Below are 16,603 nucleotides of genomic sequence, written 5' to 3'. Positions count from 1 at the left end.
GCGTAGCCTTCCCGCTCGTTAGGCACTGTTCGGCAACTCACGCTGACAGGGCTGCTATGATTATCGCAAGCACCCAACCGCGAAAGGACACCATGCAGCGAATCGTTTTTCTGGACCGTGACAGCCTGCGCGCCAATGTCCGCGTGCCCGCCTTCCAACATGCCTGGCAAGACCATGCGGCCACCGCCCCGGACGACGTCGTGGCGCGCCTGGCGGGGGCCACGGTGGCCATCACCAACAAGGTGCCGTTGCGGGCCGACGCCATCGCGCGCCTGCCTGACCTGAAGCTGGTCGCCGTCGCCGCGACCGGCACCGACAATGTCGACCTGGCCGCCTGCCGCGCGGCCGGCATCGTGGTGTCGAACATCCGCGATTATTCGCTGGTGTCGGTACCAGAGCATTGCTTCACGCTGATCCTGGCACTGCGCCGCAACCTGCGCGCCTATGCGGCCGACGTCGAAGCGGGCAAGTGGGAAACCTCGAGCCGCTTTTGCCTGCTCGACCACCCGATCGGCGACCTGGCCGGCACGCGCCTGGGCATTGTCGGCTACGGCGCTCTAGGCCGGCAAGTGGCCAGCATCGCGCGCGCCTTCGGCATGGACGTCGTTGCTACCTCGCGCTCGCCGATCACCGATACGAGCGTCACGGAACTGCCGCTGGACGAACTGCTGGCGACCTCGCAGGTCGTGAGCCTGCACCTGCCACTGACTGACGCGACGCGCCACATGATCGGCGCGCGCGAACTCGCTCTGATGCAGCCCGGCGCGCTGCTGATCAACACGGCGCGTGGTGGTCTGGTCGACGAGGCTGCGCTGGCGAATGTGCTGATGGAAGGCAGGATCGCCGCCGGCTTCGATGTCCTGAGCGAAGAGCCGCCCGGCTCGAACAATCCGCTGCTGCGCCTGCGCTTGCCGCACTTTTTGCTCACGCCGCACATTGCGTGGGCCAGCTTCGGCGCCATGCAGACGCTGGCCGACATGCTGGTCGATAATATCGAAGCCTGGCAGGCCGGCACGCCGGTCAACGTCGTCTAGACGGCGCCCGCGCCCGTGGGCGGCAGCGCCTCGGGCGCTTTCTGCGGCAGTTCGAGCAGAAAGGCGGTGCCGGCGTCCGGCAGGCTCACGACGCGGATCGTCCCGCCCATCAGCGTGGTGACGATGTTGTAGACGATGTTCAGTCCCAGGCCGGTGCCGCCCTGCCCCATGCGCGTCGTAAAGAACGGATCGAAGATGCGGCCCAAGTGGGCCGGGTCGATGCCGCGCCCGTCGTCGCGGAACGTGAGCGCGACGCGTCCGTCGGTTTCCAGCGCTGTCAGCGTCATGACGCCGCCGGGGCCCTCGAAGGCATGCAGCATCGCGTTGTTGACGAAGTTGATGATCACCTGGCCCAGCGGGCCGGGAAAGCCGTCCATCGCGATCCCTGGTGGCACATCGATGTCGAGCTGGTGCCCGCCAAGCCGCACCGTGTTCATCAGCGTCGCGCCGATTTCCTGACAGGCCTGGGCCAGATCGAACCGGCGCCGCTGGGCACTGGCCTGGTCGACCGACACCTGGCGGAAGCTGCTCACCAGTTCGGCCGCATTGTGCAGGCTGCGCACGATCAGCTGCGACGCGTCGCGCGCCGCCCCCATATAGTCGGCCAGGTCGGATCGCTTGAGCGTGGTTGCCTCGAACTGCGCCGCCACCGTGTGCGTGCGTTCCTGCAGCGTGCTGGCCATCAGGAGGCTGTTGCCGATCGGCGTATTGAGTTCGTGCGCCACCCCGGCCACGAGCGAACCGAGTGACGCCAGGCGCTCCTGCGCTGCCAGTTGCACCTGGGTTTCCTTCAGGCGCGCGTAGGCTTCGGCATTGTCCATGGCCACGCCGACGTAGGCGGCCAGCGTGCCGAGCATGTCGAGGTGGACCTGGCCGTAGGCGCCCACCTCCAGGCTTTGCACTGTCAGTGCGCCCAGCACGCGCTCGCCCGCCGTTACCGGCACGCACAGCAGCGAGCGCGGCATCGGCAATGCCCCCGCCGGCGCGGCCAGCGCCACCGCAGCGACCAGATCAGGCGCGCCGGGCAGGCAGGCCCGCAATTGCGCGTCGACATCGGCCAGCAGGAATGCGCGGTTCTCGTCCACGCAGCGCGCCATCAGGTGCCCAGCCGGATCGAAGGCCAGCTCGCGCGGCGCCTCGCGCCGACCGAACGCCATCGCGAACGGCAGCTCGAGCACGCCGCGCTCGCCCTGACGCAGCGCGACCGCAAACAGCGGCGCATCCATCAGCGCCTTGACGTGCTGGTACAGCGTCAGCATGATCGCCTCGTGGTCGAGGTTCGTGGTCAGCATGCGCCCCATCTCCGACAGCAGCGCGATGTTGCGGTGCGCTCGCTCGACCGATTCCTTCTGGCGCTCGACCTCGCGCTTGCCCCGTTCAGCCGCTTCTTTCTGCAGCAGCAGTTCGCCCGTGCGGGCGTCGACTTCGCGCGCCAGCAAGCCCTGGCGCGTCACGAGCGCGCCGATGCGCAGCCGATAGGCGAAATACGACAGCGTCACCACCAGCGCCACGGCCAGCGTGCGGAACCACCATGTCTTCCAGTACGGCGGCGTGATCGTGATCGCGAGCGTGGCCGCGTCCTTGCTCCAGACGCCATCCTTGTTGCTGGCGCGGACATGGAACACGTAGTGGCCGGGATCGAGATTGGTGTAGGTGGCAAAGCGCCGGCCGGCGCCGGTATTGACCCAGTCGGCGTCGAAGCCCTCGAGCTGATAGGCGTACAGGTTGCCCATCGGGTCGGCGTAGTGCAGCGCCGCGAATTCGAGCGAGATCACGGTGTCGCGGTGCGACAGCGTGATGGCCCGTTGCGCCGCCAGGTTGTGAATCCCGCGCGAGCGGTTCAGCACCTGCAGGTCAGTGATGGCCACCGTCGGCGGGAACGGATTATCGTGCACGTCGGCCGGGTTGAATGACGTGACGCCACTGACGCCGCCAAAGTGCAGCTGCCCGTCGGCGCCGCGCCGGCCAGCGCCCACGAAATACGCGCCGTCGATCAGGCCGTCCTTGGCGTTATAACTCTTGGTCTGGCCGGTGACCGGGTCGACGCGCGTAATGCCGGCGGTTGTGCTGACCCAGATGACGCCGTCGTCGTCTTCGAGCATGGCGCCGATCGACTGCGCGTCCTGGCTGCTGAACGGGTAGTAGCGAAACGACGTGCGGCCACCAGCCTGCACCATCCGGTGCAGCCCCCCTGCCGTGCCGACCCACAGGTCGCCGGCCCTGGACTCGAGCAGGTGATACACGCGGCTGTGGCGCAGGCTGGCGCTGTCCTGCGCGTCATGCCGAAAGCGGCTGAACGTGCCGGTAGCAGGGTCGAAACGCTCCAGGCCCGATTCGGTACCGATCCACAGCACGCCGCGCCGGTCCTCAACCAATGCAAAGCCGTAGTTGTCGCCCAGGCTGGTGGCGTCGCCGGGCACATTGCGCCAGTTGCGCGCGGTCGTGGCGCCCGGAGCGACTGCCGACAGGCCGTCGCGCGTCATCACCCACAGCGTGCCGTCGCGGCCCTGGCGCAGCGCCTGCACATGCTGAGCACCAGGGCTCTGGCCCAATGCCACGCGCCCCATGCGCCCGCGCGCGTCACGCCACGCCAGGCCCGTGGGAGTGCCAATCCAGAGCCGCCCCCCGGCCTGCTCCAGCGCGGTGACGACCTTTCCCGTAAATGCGTCGGTGCCGAGGTGCCGGGCGGTGCGCGAGGTCGGGTCGAGCAGCATCAGACCATCGCCGCTGGTGCCCAGCCACAGGCGCCCGGCCGGGTCGTCGACGATGGCGCGTACCCTGGCGCGGCCCATGCCTTCCGTCTCACCAAAGCGCGCAAAGCCCCCGCTGGCCAGGTCGGCGCGGTTGATACCGCCAAAATACGTGCCGACCCACAGCGTACCGGTGCGGTCGACCAGCACCGCCGACACCTGGTTGTCGGACAGGCTGTGCCGGTCCTGCGGCAGATGACGGTAGCCGATGAACCGGCCGCTCGCTGGATCGAGCCACTTCAGGCCATCGGCCGAGGTGCCTACCCACAGCTGGGCGCCGCTGTCGTGGTACAGCGTGCGGATGCGCGCGCCGCGCATGCCGTCCGCCGCGCCGATCTGGCGCCGCTGCGGCACGTCGCCGTCGATGCGCCAGGCTTCGAGGCCCGCCGCGGTACCAATCCACAGTGTCTGGCGCGGTCCCATCGAGAGCGCCAGCACGGCATTGCGCTCGGCGTCAGCGGGCGGCGCCATCGCGAAATGCACGACCTGGCCGCTCGCCGGGTCCAGCCGGTCCAGGCCCGCAGCAGTACCGACCCACAATGCCCCGCGCCCATCGAACGCGAGTGCGTTGACGCGGTTGTCGCGCAGGCTCGCCGGGTTGTCCGGATCGGACACGTGGTTGCGCTGCTGGCCCGTGTGCGGGTCAAAGCGCACCACGCCGTCATTGGTCGCGAGCCACAGCGCGCCATCGGGCCCCGGCACGATGGCCACCACGGAACGCTTGATAGTTCGCCCCGGCTGGGACAGTGCAAAACGCTCGAAACGCCCGGTCGCCGGATCATGCCGCGCCAGCCCGCCCTTCGTGCCGAACCACAGGCGGCCGGCCGGGTCCTCGTAGGCGGCAGAAATGAAGTTGTCGGGGATGCTGTCGGGATTGTTGGCATCGTTGCGATAGATGACGATCCGGTAGCCGTCGTAGCGGTGCAGGCCGGCCTGGGTGCCGAACCAGATGAAACCCTGGCGATCCTGCAGGATGCTCATCACGGAATGCTGCGACAAGCCTTCCTCGACCGACAGGCGCTCGAAGCGCAGGTTGCGCTGGCTGGCGTCGGCCGGCAAGGCCAGCGCCAGCAGCAGGAAGAAGGTGAAACGAAACAGGCCGTTACAGGCGGCCCAGGTAGAACCTGGCATGGTCATCCGATCGATTTGCGCTGCAGCCAATCTACCAGATGACTTTGTTGCCGTGAAATAATTTGAGTCTTCCAGAAATAAAATGTCGCTGCTATAATGCGTGCCTCGGGCGGCTGTAGCTCAGCTGGATAGAGTACTTGGCTACGAACCAAGGGGTCGTGGGTTCGATTCCTGCCAGCCGCACCAGAAAATACGAAAGGCCAGATCGCGAGATCTGGCCTTTTTTCTTGCGCGCCGTTGGTATCGGCAATGACGAGTGAATAATCAGTCTTTGCAAGATGCTCAGCGCCCGCTATAATACTGGCATTGGGCGGCTGTAGCTCAGCTGGATAGAGTACTTGGCTACGAACCAAGGGGTCGTGGGTTCGATTCCTGCCAGCCGCACCAAACCTTTTCAAGATAAGGGCACTTCGCAAGAAGTGCCCTTATTGCTTTTGGGCGCGTGTTTGACACTACGCCCAACATCCTCCCCAACGATGACCACCTTCCATCCCCAACCCGATGAGCATGGTGCGCCGGTGCGTCTTGCGCACCCGTCGACGCCAACGGCCACCTCCGCCTGGCACGACCCGGCCAGCGTCGCCACCGTGATCCCGCTCGGCGCCCTGCCCGCCGCATTGAACGCCGTGCCGTTTGCGCCATGGGTCGATCTTCCGGTCGGCAACGCCGACTGGCAAACGGTCTGTGGCCAGGCCACCATCGACGAGCCACCCTTTGTCGTGCCGGCGGCGTTTGCGCCGGCTGCAGGCGCGGTGATCGTGGAAGACGATGGCCGCGTGTGGGCCGTGGCACCATCGAACCGCTTTGGCGGGTATGACGCCACCTTCCCGAAAGGCCGCGTCGATCCCGACATCAGCCTGCAGGCAACGGCGATCCGCGAAGCGTTCGAAGAGTCCGGCCTGCGCGTGCAGATCGTGCGGCACCTGGTCGATTGCCGGCGCACGCAAACGGTAACGCGCTACTACCTGGCGCGGCGCCTGGGCGGCAATCCTGCGCTGATGGGATGGGAAAGCCAGGCCGTGCACCTGGTACCGATCGCGCTGCTGGAAACGGTGCTGGGCAACCCGCACGATGCGGCGATCATCGACGTCCTGAGACGCGCACTTGCCGGCGAACCGGGCGTGGCGCCGATGCCGGCAACATAATCTCTTGAACCGGGTTTGCCAAGATTACCTCACTCCGCTATAATGCGTGCCTCGGGCGGCTGTAGCTCAGCTGGATAGAGTACTTGGCTACGAACCAAGGGGTCGTGGGTTCGATTCCTGCCAGCCGCACCAAAGTTTCAAAGAAAATGGCTCAGAAGAAATTCTGAGCCATTTTTCTTTTGCGTGTCCGTTTTTCCTGCTTGTAGATTAGCCGACGCATTTTCCTGCATGCGACCACCTTGCAACACGGCAGACTTTGCCAATCAGGTACATGCTGCTATAATGCGTGCTTCGGGCGGCTGTAGCTCAGCTGGATAGAGTACTTGGCTACGAACCAAGGGGTCGTGGGTTCGATTCCTGCCAGCCGCACCAAAGTTTCAAGAGAATGGCTCAGAAGAAATTCTGAGCCATTTTTCTTTGCGCAGTCAGCATTACCTGTTGATGACGCTGATGGCAATGCTAAGCAATTGCTCTGGCAAAATGACCCGCTCTCCATCCAGCGCCCAGCGCCAGCCCAGGTAATTGGGCAGGTAGCGCGACGCAACGCCATGAAAGCGCTGCAACCAGGCCTTGAAACGCGCGTGATAGGCGTTCACGTTCTGCACGTGGATCGCAAGGTTCCCCAGACGCCTCATACGCACACCGGCATGCACATTGACCGTCTCGTGCGCGATGCTGTGCTTGCGTGCAAAGGCGCGGTAGGCAGCATGGCTGTCACTGACCAGCAACGCCTTCCGATCCAGCCTGGGCAGCAAATCACGCTCGAGTTGTGCGGCCGTGAGGGCTCCACGGCCGGTCACGGCATCGATGGTGCGCCCCTCGCGGTCGCGCGCGACCAGGATGCAATCGAGTTCGCTGGAAATGCCCCGTTTGGCGGCGCGGCCGCCGCGGCGGCGCGGTGGCCGATCGAGCGTGCGCGAACCTTTTTGTGATTCGAGCAGACATGTTTCGTCAGCCTCGACGATGCCATTGAGGGCTGCGGGTCGGTCGAGCTTGACCCAATGGAGGAAACGGTGGCGCCAGCGAAAGGCCGTGTTACGGTGTACCCCGATACGATCTGCCGCCTTGCGCACGGGCAGTGAATCGAGCAGCACCTGCGAATACGCGAGCCATTTGGCCTTGAGCCTGAGCCGCGCCAGCGGCGTGCCGGTCAGGTCGTTAAAGGTGCGACCGCAGGCGCAGCAGCGGTAGCGCTGCAAGTCGTTGGCGAACCCGTGCCGGTAGCAGCGCTCGTTGCCGCATCTGGGGCAGCAGCGGCCTGGCGCTCTGACCTCGGTGATGAGCGCAACCACCTGATCGAGCCCGGCTGCAGGATGCAGGGCGTCAAGCACATGCCGACGCTGCGGCCCGTTCAGCGAAGGCAGTTTTGCGAACCAGCCCTTGAAACGTGGCGCTCTCATGGTCGACTCCTGACGCTGGGGACAGGGGTTGGACCACTGGAGTGCTCGTCAGTTCAAGGCTAGTCTCTATTTAACGTTGACTGCGCCTTTTTCTTTGCGTTTCCGATTCTCACGCTGGCCGTCCACGCAAGCGCCCAGAACGAGATCGCCGCCGTCATTCGCCACCCTTCGATGTCAACCAGGCCATCTGAGCACAGGCTTGCCCTGCCCTCCAGATGACCCGGCACTCAGGTACGCAGCTTCTTGATGATGCTGCGGCTGCCCAGGATTTCCTCGATCTGCTCGAAGCGCACCGGCTTGACCATGTGATGGTCGAATCCGGACTCGAACGCCAGCTGGCGGTCTTTCTCCTGGCCCCAGCCCGTGACGGCAATCAGCACGGTCAGGGCGCCGGTTGGCAGCTGGCGGATGCCGCGCGCCAGATCGTAACCGGACATATGCGGCAGGCCGATATCGAGGAAGGCGTAATCAGGGCAGAACCGCGCGGCGGCGGCCAGCGCATCGGGCCCGTTGTGCGTGATGACCACGCTGTGCCCCATGGCCGTGAGCAGCGCGCCGATGCTGTTGACGAAGTCGACGTTGTCGTCGGCCAGCAGGATGCGGTAGCTCTCGGCGCTGATGAATGCCGCCGGCGTCGGCTTGGTGGGCGGCTCCGGTTCAACAACGATCGGCAGGCGCACCACGAAGCGGCTGCCATGGCCGAGGCCTTCGCTGTGCGCGGTGATCGTGCCACCATGCAGTTCGACGAGCTTGCGCGCCAGCGACAGGCCCACGCCCAGGCCGGCATTGCTGCGCTCGAGCGTCGAGTCGACCTGCACGAACATGTCGAACACCGAGTCGAGCATCTCCGGCGCCAGGCCGATGCCGGTGTCGGCCACTTCGAGGATCAGGGTGTTCTCGTCCACTGCGCCCTTGAGCACCACGCGCCCGCCCCGGTTGGTGTACTTGGCCGCATTGTTGAGCAAGTTCGACAGCACCTGGGCCAGCCGCGTCGCGTCGCCGTGCAGGAACACGGGGCGGTCGGGCAGTTCAAGCACCAGCTCGTGACCGTGCAGCTCGATGTACGAGCGCACCACCTCGAGCGCATCGTTGACGACGGCCTTGAGTTCCACGCGGCCCATCTTGATCGTGAACTTGCCGGTATTGATGCGCGAGACGTCGAGCAGGTCGTCGACCAGACGCACCATCTGGCGCAGCTGGCGCTCCATGATGTCGGTGGCGCGCTGCGTGGCCTGGGCATCGCCGCTGCGAATGCGCAGGATATCCAGGCCGGTGCGAATTGGCGCCAGCGGATTGCGCAGTTCGTGCGCCAGCGTCGCGAGGAACTCGTCCTTGCGGCGGTCGGCCAGGATCAGCGCATCCTCGGCCTTCTGGCGCACGTCCATTTCGTGCCCGAGCGTGCGATTCGCCGTCTGCAGCGCGTCCGACCGGCGGCCGATCTCGGCCAGCATGTCGTTGAAGGCCTCGACCAGCACGCCGATCTCGCCCTTCTGGTGGCCCGGCACGCGCAGGCTGAAGTCGCGGCGCAGCATGACCTGGCGCGCGATATCGGTCACCGCTTCGAGCGGCCGCGTGATCGAGGCCTGCAGGCGCGAGGCCACGACGGCGGCAATCACGAGTGCGCCCAGCAGCACGCCCCCCAGGATCGCACCGTAGCTCAGGGCCCGGTCCAGTACGCCGTAACGCGAGCGCAGATAGACGGTGCCGACCCGGTCGCCATTTTCGACAATGTCGCGGTACAGGACGACCTCGCCGCGCTCGATGCGGTAACCGGCCGGCTCGGGCCGCTCGGGCAGGTTGGCCTTGACGCCGGCCCGCACGTAGGTAGCAAAGCGCGTCCCATTGACAGTAAACACCGCGGCGGCGACGATTTGCGGGCGTACCCGCAGCAGGGTCAGGCTCTGTGCGACGTCGGCCGGGTCATTGAACGACACCGCAGGCGCAGTGACGCTGGCGACAATATCGGCCTGGGTCGTGAGGTCGTCGATCCAGTAGCGCTGGAAGGTGCGCAGGTCGAGCAACAGCATGGCGATTCCCGCGCACAGCAACGCCACTGCGGTGGTGGACACCGCCATGAGGATCAATTTGCTGCGCACGGAGCCGGTATCGTGCATTGACATCATGAGGCTCCTTTTTGCACGCGGTTCGCCACCGTCAGCAGGCGCGAACTGAGCTTGACATTCTTCTTTTCCGCCGCATCGAGCGACACGTCAAAACGTACCCGATCGTCGACGATCGTAAAATTGATGATGCTGCCACTGCGCAGGCCGCCGTCGCATTCGGTCACGGTCAGGAGCGCATTGGCCGCGCGCAGCAGGCGCGCGGCGCGCGCGTCATCCTGGCCGGCGACGAACAACACGTGCAGCGGCTGCGCCAGATCCTGCTCGCGCAGCGCGCGCACCGTGATCATGCGACCGGCCACCATACGGCCGGCGGCGATCCGGGTCAGCTCGGCCGCCACGTTGTCGGCGCCGACCACGCCGATGCTCACCGGCGTGGTCGCGTCGGCAAACGAGCCGGCCGGAAAATCAGCATAGCCCAGGAACTTGTACAGGAAAGCTGCCTTGACGCGTCGCTCGAGTGCGGGCGCAGCGTCGGCATCGAGCGCGTGCGCAGGCCGGCCGACGCCGGCCAACAGGGGCAGCATCAAGGCCAGGCACGCCTTGCGGCGCTGCAGACAAGCTGGTTGATTGATAGTCATGAAATCCATTCGCACGTCAAAAACGCAGCGTGGCACTGGCAAACACCGTGCGTTCGCTCAACTGGCGGCTACCTGCCACGACGAATTCGACGTGCCGGGCATGCAACAGATTGCGCCCGGCAAGGGCCAGCTCGAGATCGGGATGCACTTGCCAGGCCATACGCGCGTCGAGCTCATGATAACTTGGCACGGCCACCTGCGGCAGCCGTGCGACATAACGAAGTGAAAAATCCGCCCAGATGCGCTCGCTCAAGTCGTGCGCGCTGCGCAAGGTCCAGGTCAGGTTGGGGTCGTTGCCACCCAGGCCGGACAGCCCTGTGGTGTCGCGACTGGCAGGCTCGCGCCCCATGTCCACGTCTTGCAGAACACCGCCGGCGTGCAGGCGCCAGCCACGCGCGGCCTGCCAGCTGGCCCAGAATTCGATGCCCCGCAAATTGACCTTGCCCAGGCTGCTGATGACGTATGGCAACTGCCCGCCGCGCGCTGCAGGCTCCAGGGAACGCAGCCGCTCGAAGTCGGTATAAAACAGCGTGGCCGAATACGACAGCGTCGGCATGGGTTGGCCGCGGTACCCCAGTTCGGCGACGCGCGCCGTTTCCGCCACCGTGTCGGCACCGCCGGCAATCAGGAACTGGCGCGGTGCGGCCGGATTGATGACGAACAAATCACGGTCGATGCGCGACGGCGCACGCACCGTGCGCGACAGCGCCGCCCACAGCGTCGCTTGATCCTTCGCGTCCCATGCCAGCCGCAGATTCGGCAGCAGCTCGCTGCCCGTATACACATTGTGTTCGACACGTACCCCGGCCACGGCCCGCAGCGTCGGCGTCAAGGCCAGTTCATCCTGGACGAACAGGTGCGACCAGCGCAGGTTGCGGCGCGCCGGTGTGAAACGCAACACGGGGCCGCCGTCGATCTGGTCGCGGCTGTGGCGATAGCCGCCGCCCCACGTGATGCCATGCGCACCCAGGCGCAACAGGTGCTGGGCCTCGAGATCAACCGTGTCGATCTGCTGCATGCCCACGCCCGGCTTGCTGCGCCGCGTGTGATCGAGCCAGGCATGCATGCGCAATTGGCCGGCAGCGGCAAGATCGCGCTGGACCTCTGCCCGCAGATTGGCGCCGGACATCGTCCCGCCCGCCAACAGGAAGATGTTGCGCAGTCGCCCGTCGTACACATCACCGCTGAGCGTTACATCGTGCTGAACGCCTTCCCAGTCGAGACGAAAACCGGCCTGCTCGCGCGCCATGCGATTGTCGGCGCCAGAGGCCGGCGCGCTGCGATCGGCCTCGATCCGGGTTTGCCTGGCATACACGCGCCAGTGCGGGCCGTTCCCGAACTGCCCGCCGTAGCGCACACCGGCGCCGTGCTCATCCGGCCCGGCATACGCCGTGACCACGCCGCCGTGGGTCTCGGCCGCGCTGCGTGTGATGATATTGATCACGCCATTGACCGCATTCGTGCCCCACACCGTGCCGCCCGGCCCGCTGACGACCTCGATGCGGGCGACGTCTTCCAGCCCGACATCCTGCATTTCCCAGATCACACCGGAAAACAGCGGCGAATACACGCTGCGTCCATCAATCATGACGAGTAGTTTGTTGGCCTGGGGCGACAGGAACCCGCGGGCGCTGATCGCGTATTCATGGGTATTGACCCGTGCGACCTGCAGATTCGGTGCCAGGCGCAGCACTTCAGGCAGCGTCGTGGCGCCCGAGCGGGCGATGTCCGCAGCGCTGATCACGAATACCGACGCCGCCGCGCGCGCCAGCGGCTCGCTCTGGCGCGATACGGAGGTCACGGCGATCTCGGATAATTGCTCGAGCGAGTAATCAGCCCACGGCAGCGCGCCCGCATCGTCCTGTCCGCGTGCATCGAGGCAAACCATGGTCGACAACAATGCGGCAACTGCGCAAACGTACAACGAAAAAGGTGGCATAGTTGCCATCGTAGAACATTTTCTCGCTTGCACCAAGTGCGCACACGCGACAGTGCAGTCCTTGACAAGAGTCAGGGATATTGATTAAAACAATGACTGTTATTGGAAATATAAATTGGACTGATTTGACGCAGTGCAGCATGATTGCACTGTCTCCTCTATTCTCTTCCCAGAAAATAGATTTAGCCCGATTCTCACGAAGCGGGCTTTTTTTTGCCCGCGTCGCGTGTGCTATACGGCGCACTTGGGCGACTCCCTTGTCAATTCGTGCTGTCGCTACGCGCCAATGTAGCCTGGGCAAGCGCGCACGCTTGCCCGAGCAGGTGTACCCCGTTTGGTGTAGGATGCCGCCCATCTTTTCGTTTTTACAACAATCCATGCCCGACCTCGACCTTTCCGCCCGGAGCACCGCTTCCTATGACTGGAGCGCTACTGCCCTGGGCGACGCCGCCCGCTGGCCGCTGCCACTGCGGCTGTGCAGCGACCTGTTGCTCAATTCCCCGCTCCCGACCCTGTTGGTATGGGGACCCGAAACGGTCCTGGTCTTCAACGAGGCATATGCCGCGCTGGCCGGCCCCGGCTATGGCCGTGTGCCCGGCGGCTCCGTGCCGCCGGTCATGCCACCACCAATGGCTGCGGCCGGCGCGGCGCTGGCTGCGGCATGGCGCGGTGAAGCCGGCGTGCTGGCCGACACCGCCCTGACCTTCCGTCGCCTCGACGGCGGCGCGGAGAATCGTTTCGACCTGCGCCTGTCTCCGGTGCGCGACGAAACCGGCGCCGTACGCGGCGTGCAGATCGCGCTCGCCCCGGCCACCGTACAGCCGGTGCAAGAGGCGGTAGACGCTGCTGGCCTGCGCATCCTGGTCGTCGAAGACAATATCGACTCGCAATATCTGGTGTGCGAAATGCTCAAGGCGTTCGGCCACGAAGCCGACGGCGTGGCGCATCCGGACGAGGCCCTGACACTGCTGGCACGCCAGCGCTATGACGTCCTGTTTTCCGACGTCAGCCTGCCAGGCATGTCAGGTGTCGAACTGGTGCAGCGCGCCATCAACGACGACCCGGCGCTGTCGATCATCTTCGCGTCCGGCTACGGCGATACGTTGCTGCGTCACCTCGAGTTCCCGTACCAGTCGCTGCAAAAACCGTACGAAATCGACCAGTTGCAAGATGCGCTGGCAAAGGTAGTGCGTCACCCGGGCCGACGCTGACGGACGGGCGCCACGGTCCGCGCTCACAAAGTGTGAGTCGGACCCGCCCGGCTGGTCTACAATGAAACGCATCCTGCCCGGCTTCGGGCGCATGGCATCCCCGGCATGAACCCTTCATCACAACACGTCAGTCGCATCGTGCGCCACCTCCGGAGGCCGGCATGAGCTTTGCCCGCGACGTGTCCGGCCAAGACCTGGTCGCCGCGCAAGAGGCGCTCCAGCGCGCCACCGAGCGCATGGAAAACATGCTCGAAAGCCTGACCGACGGCTTTTGCGCGGTCGACCGCGACTGGCACATCACCTACATCAATGGCCGCGCCCTGCAGATGGTCGAGCCGCTCAACAAGCGCCGTGGCGACCTCGTGGGGGCCAAACTGTGGGACGAGTTCGAGGATTTGCACGGCACGACGGTCGCCCTCGATTGCGTGCGCGCGATGGAGCAGCGCGTTACCGTCAATCGCGAGTTCTATTACCGCCGCCTGAACGCCTGGCTCGACATGCGGGTCTACCCTTCCCCCGAAGGCCTGACCCTGTATTTCCAGGACATCACGGCGCGCAAACTCGACCAGCAGGCGCTGATCGACAACAACAACCGCCTGCAACTGGCAATCGCGGCCGGGCGACTGGGCGACTGGCGCTGGGATGCCGCCACCGATCGCGTCACGTTCGGGCCGCGCGCCGCCGAGATCCTCGGCGTGCCGACCGGCGTCGCGCTGGCATGGCCACGCCTGCGCGAGCGCCTGCAACGCGAAGACCGCAAGGTTGTGCGGCGCGCCGTACTGGCCGCGTTTTCTCAGGGCACCGACCTTGATCTCGAATGCCGCCTGCTCGCGCCGGCCAATCTGCCCGGCGCCGCGGCGTGCTGCGTGGCACTCATTGGCCGCCCCGACTACGCGGCTGCCATCGACGGCGGCGGCGTCCTGGGCATGACGGGCATGGCCCAGGACATCAGCGCGCGGCGCGCGGCCGACGACCATCTGCGCCAGAGCGAAGAAGAATTGCGCGCGCTGGCCAACACCATTCCCCAACTGGCATGGATGGCCGATCCGGACGGCGCCATCGTCTGGTTCAACGAGCGCTGGTACGACTACACGGGTATCACGCCCGCAGAATCGACGGGCTGGGGCTGGAAAAAAGTATACGACCCGGCGGTCTTGCCGGCAGTGCTCGAACACTGGGATGAATCGGTGCGTACCGGTACCGCGTTCGAGATGGAATTTCCGATTCGCGGCGCCGACGGCAATTTCCGCTGGTTCCTGACACGGGTCGAAGCAGTGCACGACCGCGACGGCAACGTCGTGCGCTGGTTCGGCACAAACACCGACGTCGACCAGGTCAAGCGCGCCGAGCAGGCGCTGCGCGACGAATCGCACGTGCTCGAACTTCTCAACAATACTGGCAGCATGCTGGCCTCGACGCGCGATCTGCGCGCTCTCATGCAGGCTGCCACCGATGTCGCCGGCGGTGTCTGCGGCGCCCGTTACGCCGCCTTTGTCCATTACGGGCAAGATGGCGAAGGCACCCTGTTTTCGCTGTACACGCTGTCGGGCGCCACGTCGGCCCAGTTCCAGGACTTCGCCGAACCGGGCGCCAGCGCACTGTTCGGCCCGGGCCTGCGCGCCGGCGGCCTGCAGCGCGTAAGCGACCTGGCGGCCGATCCAGCCCGGGCCAGGGGCGCGCTGCAATTCGGCCTGTCGGGCGGTCACCCGTCGGTGCGCAGCTACCTGACCGTGCCGGTCATGGCGCGCTCGGGCGAGCTGCTCGGCACGATGTTCTTTGGCCACCCTGAACCGCATGTTTTTACCGAGCGCAGCGAGCGCATCGTCAGCGGCATTGCGGCCCAGGCCGCGATTGCGGTCGACAATATCCGCCTGTACGAAGTGGCCAGCCGCGCCGCCGAAGAACGCAAGGTGCTGCTTGAAAACGAACGCGAAGCGCGCGCCGAAGCCGAGCGCACCAGCCAGATGAAAGATGAATTCCTGGCCACGCTGTCGCATGAACTGCGCACACCGCTGTCGGCCATTCTCGGCTGGTCGCAGGTGCTGCGCCGCGGCAGCCGCGATGGCGCCGACCTGCAGCGCGGCCTGTCGACGATCGAGCGCAATGCGCGCGCCCAGGCGCAACTGATCGAAGACTTGCTCGACATGAGCCGCATCACGTCCGGGAAGGTGCTGCTCGATATGCAGACGCTGGCCCCGGGCAGCTTCATCGACGCCGCGATTGAAACGGTGCGCCCGGCAGCCGACGCCAAGGGTATCCACATCGAACGCCGCTATCCCGACGGCATTGCCATCCCTTCCGTTGCGGGCGACCCGGGGCGGCTGCAGCAGGTGGTCTGGAACCTGCTGTCGAACGCGATCAAGTTCACGCCCCGCGATGGGCTGGTCACGATCGAACTGGACTACCACGACGACCAGGTGGCGATCACGATCCGCGATACGGGCGTGGGCATCGCACCCGAATTCATCACGCACGTGTTCGAGCGCTTCCGCCAGGGCGATGCCTCGATGACGCGTAGCCATGGCGGTCTGGGGCTGGGCTTGTCGATCGTGAAACACCTGATCGAGCAGCATGGCGGAACAGTGCGCGTCGAGAGTGCCGGCCTCGGCAAGGGCGCCAGCTTCACGCTCGAGCTGCCGGCGGCGCTGTCGAGCATGCCGCGTGCGTCCCGTTCGGCCGACAGCGCCGCCGGCTCACTGCCGGACGCCGCGTCGGCCATCTTTCCCGCCGCCTCACAGGCAGCGCCCGAGCCAGTAGTGCGCGATATGCGCGGCATGTCGGTGCTGGTCGTGGACGATGACCGCGATGCGCGCGAACTGATTGCCCGCATCCTGTCCGATTGCCATGCCAACGTGCGCCTGGCCGGCAGTGCGCAGGACGCGATGGCGCAGTTGCGCGCGAGCCCGCCCGACCTCTTGATCAGCGATCTCGGGATGCCTGACGTGAACGGCCTCGAGTTTCTCGCCTGGGTCCGCGCCCTGCCGCGCGATGCCGGCGGCCTGATCCCGGCCATTGCGCTGACCGCGTTCGCGCGGTCCGAAGACCGATTACGGGCACTCGAGGCCGGCTTCTCGGCGCATGTGTCCAAACCGGTCGAACAGAGCGAATTGATGGCGGCAATCGGCATGGTCAGCATGCCCTCAGCGATCCCATTGCTCGCCGAAAGCGGCCGCGGCCATAGTCGATGATGTTCCTACCTTCCGACGCGGCGCTGTCCTACAAGAAATTTTATGGTCCTTGCTACACTAAATAGAGGTAAGGTATCGTTCGATTCCACCCCGAAATGGGGCGC

Annotated in this window: 9 protein-coding genes and 4 tRNA genes; 8 read left to right on the top strand and 5 right to left on the bottom strand. The window is 65.6% G+C overall.

The genetic code is table 11. The annotated features are described in order from the left end of the window. Nucleotides 1–92: 92 nt before the first annotated feature. On the top strand, nt 93–1,034 hold the full coding sequence (locus tag RCH14_RS17135; protein WP_343027308.1) for a D-2-hydroxyacid dehydrogenase: 942 nt from the start codon (nt 93–95) through the stop codon (nt 1,032–1,034). Here RCH14_RS17135 and RCH14_RS17130 read toward each other — a convergent pair. Continuing rightward, a complete protein-coding gene (locus RCH14_RS17130) occupies nt 1,031–4,915 on the bottom strand; it encodes a two-component regulator propeller domain-containing protein (protein WP_343027307.1) in 3,885 nt (1,294 codons plus the stop codon). The two genes, RCH14_RS17135 and RCH14_RS17130, sit on opposite strands and share 4 nt — an antisense overlap. 109 nt (nt 4,916–5,024) lie before the next feature. Here RCH14_RS17130 and RCH14_RS17125 point away from each other — a divergent pair. The 5 genes from RCH14_RS17125 (at nt 5,025) to RCH14_RS17105 (ending at nt 6,432) form a co-directional block, all read left to right on the top strand. Continuing rightward, a tRNA-Arg gene (locus tag RCH14_RS17125) sits at nt 5,025–5,101 on the top strand. A 124-nt stretch (nt 5,102–5,225) separates the two neighbouring features. Next, nucleotides 5,226–5,302 (top strand) — tRNA-Arg (locus tag RCH14_RS17120). Nucleotides 5,303–5,391: 89 nt separating this feature from the next. After that, nucleotides 5,392–6,060 (top strand): NUDIX hydrolase, encoded by a 669-nt coding sequence (locus tag RCH14_RS17115; protein WP_343027306.1) that lies wholly within the window; start codon nt 5,392–5,394, stop codon nt 6,058–6,060. A 55-nt stretch (nt 6,061–6,115) separates the two neighbouring features. After that, nucleotides 6,116–6,192, top strand: a tRNA-Arg gene (locus tag RCH14_RS17110). Nucleotides 6,193–6,355: 163 nt separating this feature from the next. Beyond that, nucleotides 6,356–6,432, top strand: a tRNA-Arg gene (locus tag RCH14_RS17105). 59 nt (nt 6,433–6,491) lie between these two features. Here the strand turns inward: RCH14_RS17105 and RCH14_RS17100 are convergent. The 4 genes from RCH14_RS17100 to RCH14_RS17085 form a co-directional block, all read right to left on the bottom strand. Then, a complete protein-coding gene (locus RCH14_RS17100; protein WP_343027305.1) occupies nt 6,492–7,460 on the bottom strand; it encodes an IS1595 family transposase in 969 nt (322 codons plus the stop codon). 227 nt (nt 7,461–7,687) lie between these two features. Next, complete coding sequence (locus RCH14_RS17095) at nt 7,688–9,583, bottom strand: ATP-binding protein (RefSeq protein ID WP_343027304.1); 1,896 nt, start codon at nt 9,581–9,583, stop codon at nt 7,688–7,690. Then, nucleotides 9,580–10,161 carry a YfiR family protein gene (locus RCH14_RS17090; protein ID WP_343027303.1) on the bottom strand — a complete coding sequence of 194 codons (582 nt, stop codon included), beginning with the start codon at nt 10,159–10,161 and terminating at the stop codon, nt 9,580–9,582. The genes RCH14_RS17095 and RCH14_RS17090 overlap by 4 nt, the downstream gene beginning before the upstream one ends. A 16-nt stretch (nt 10,162–10,177) precedes the next feature. Continuing rightward, nucleotides 10,178–12,049, bottom strand: a complete 1,872-nt coding sequence (locus tag RCH14_RS17085; RefSeq protein ID WP_343027448.1) for a TonB-dependent receptor domain-containing protein — start codon at nt 12,047–12,049, stop codon at nt 10,178–10,180. Between the two features lie 428 nt (nt 12,050–12,477). Here RCH14_RS17085 and RCH14_RS17080 point away from each other — a divergent pair, with 428 nt between their 5' ends. Both RCH14_RS17080 and RCH14_RS17075 read left to right on the top strand, forming a co-directional pair. Next, nucleotides 12,478–13,311 (top strand): response regulator, encoded by an 834-nt coding sequence (locus RCH14_RS17080; protein WP_343027302.1) that lies wholly within the window; start codon nt 12,478–12,480, stop codon nt 13,309–13,311. Between the two features lie 161 nt (nt 13,312–13,472). Continuing rightward, on the top strand, nt 13,473–16,499 hold the full coding sequence (locus tag RCH14_RS17075; protein ID WP_343027301.1) for an ATP-binding protein: 3,027 nt from the start codon (nt 13,473–13,475) through the stop codon (nt 16,497–16,499). Nucleotides 16,500–16,603: the final 104 nt, after the last annotated feature.

It is taken from the genome of Massilia sp. MP_M2 (genome assembly GCF_039123635.1).
In the GTDB taxonomy this organism is placed as follows: Bacteria; Pseudomonadota; Gammaproteobacteria; order Burkholderiales; family Burkholderiaceae_D; genus Telluria.
The sequence above is the reverse complement of the archived record's forward strand: the minus strand, read 5'-3'. Positions and strand labels throughout refer to the sequence as shown.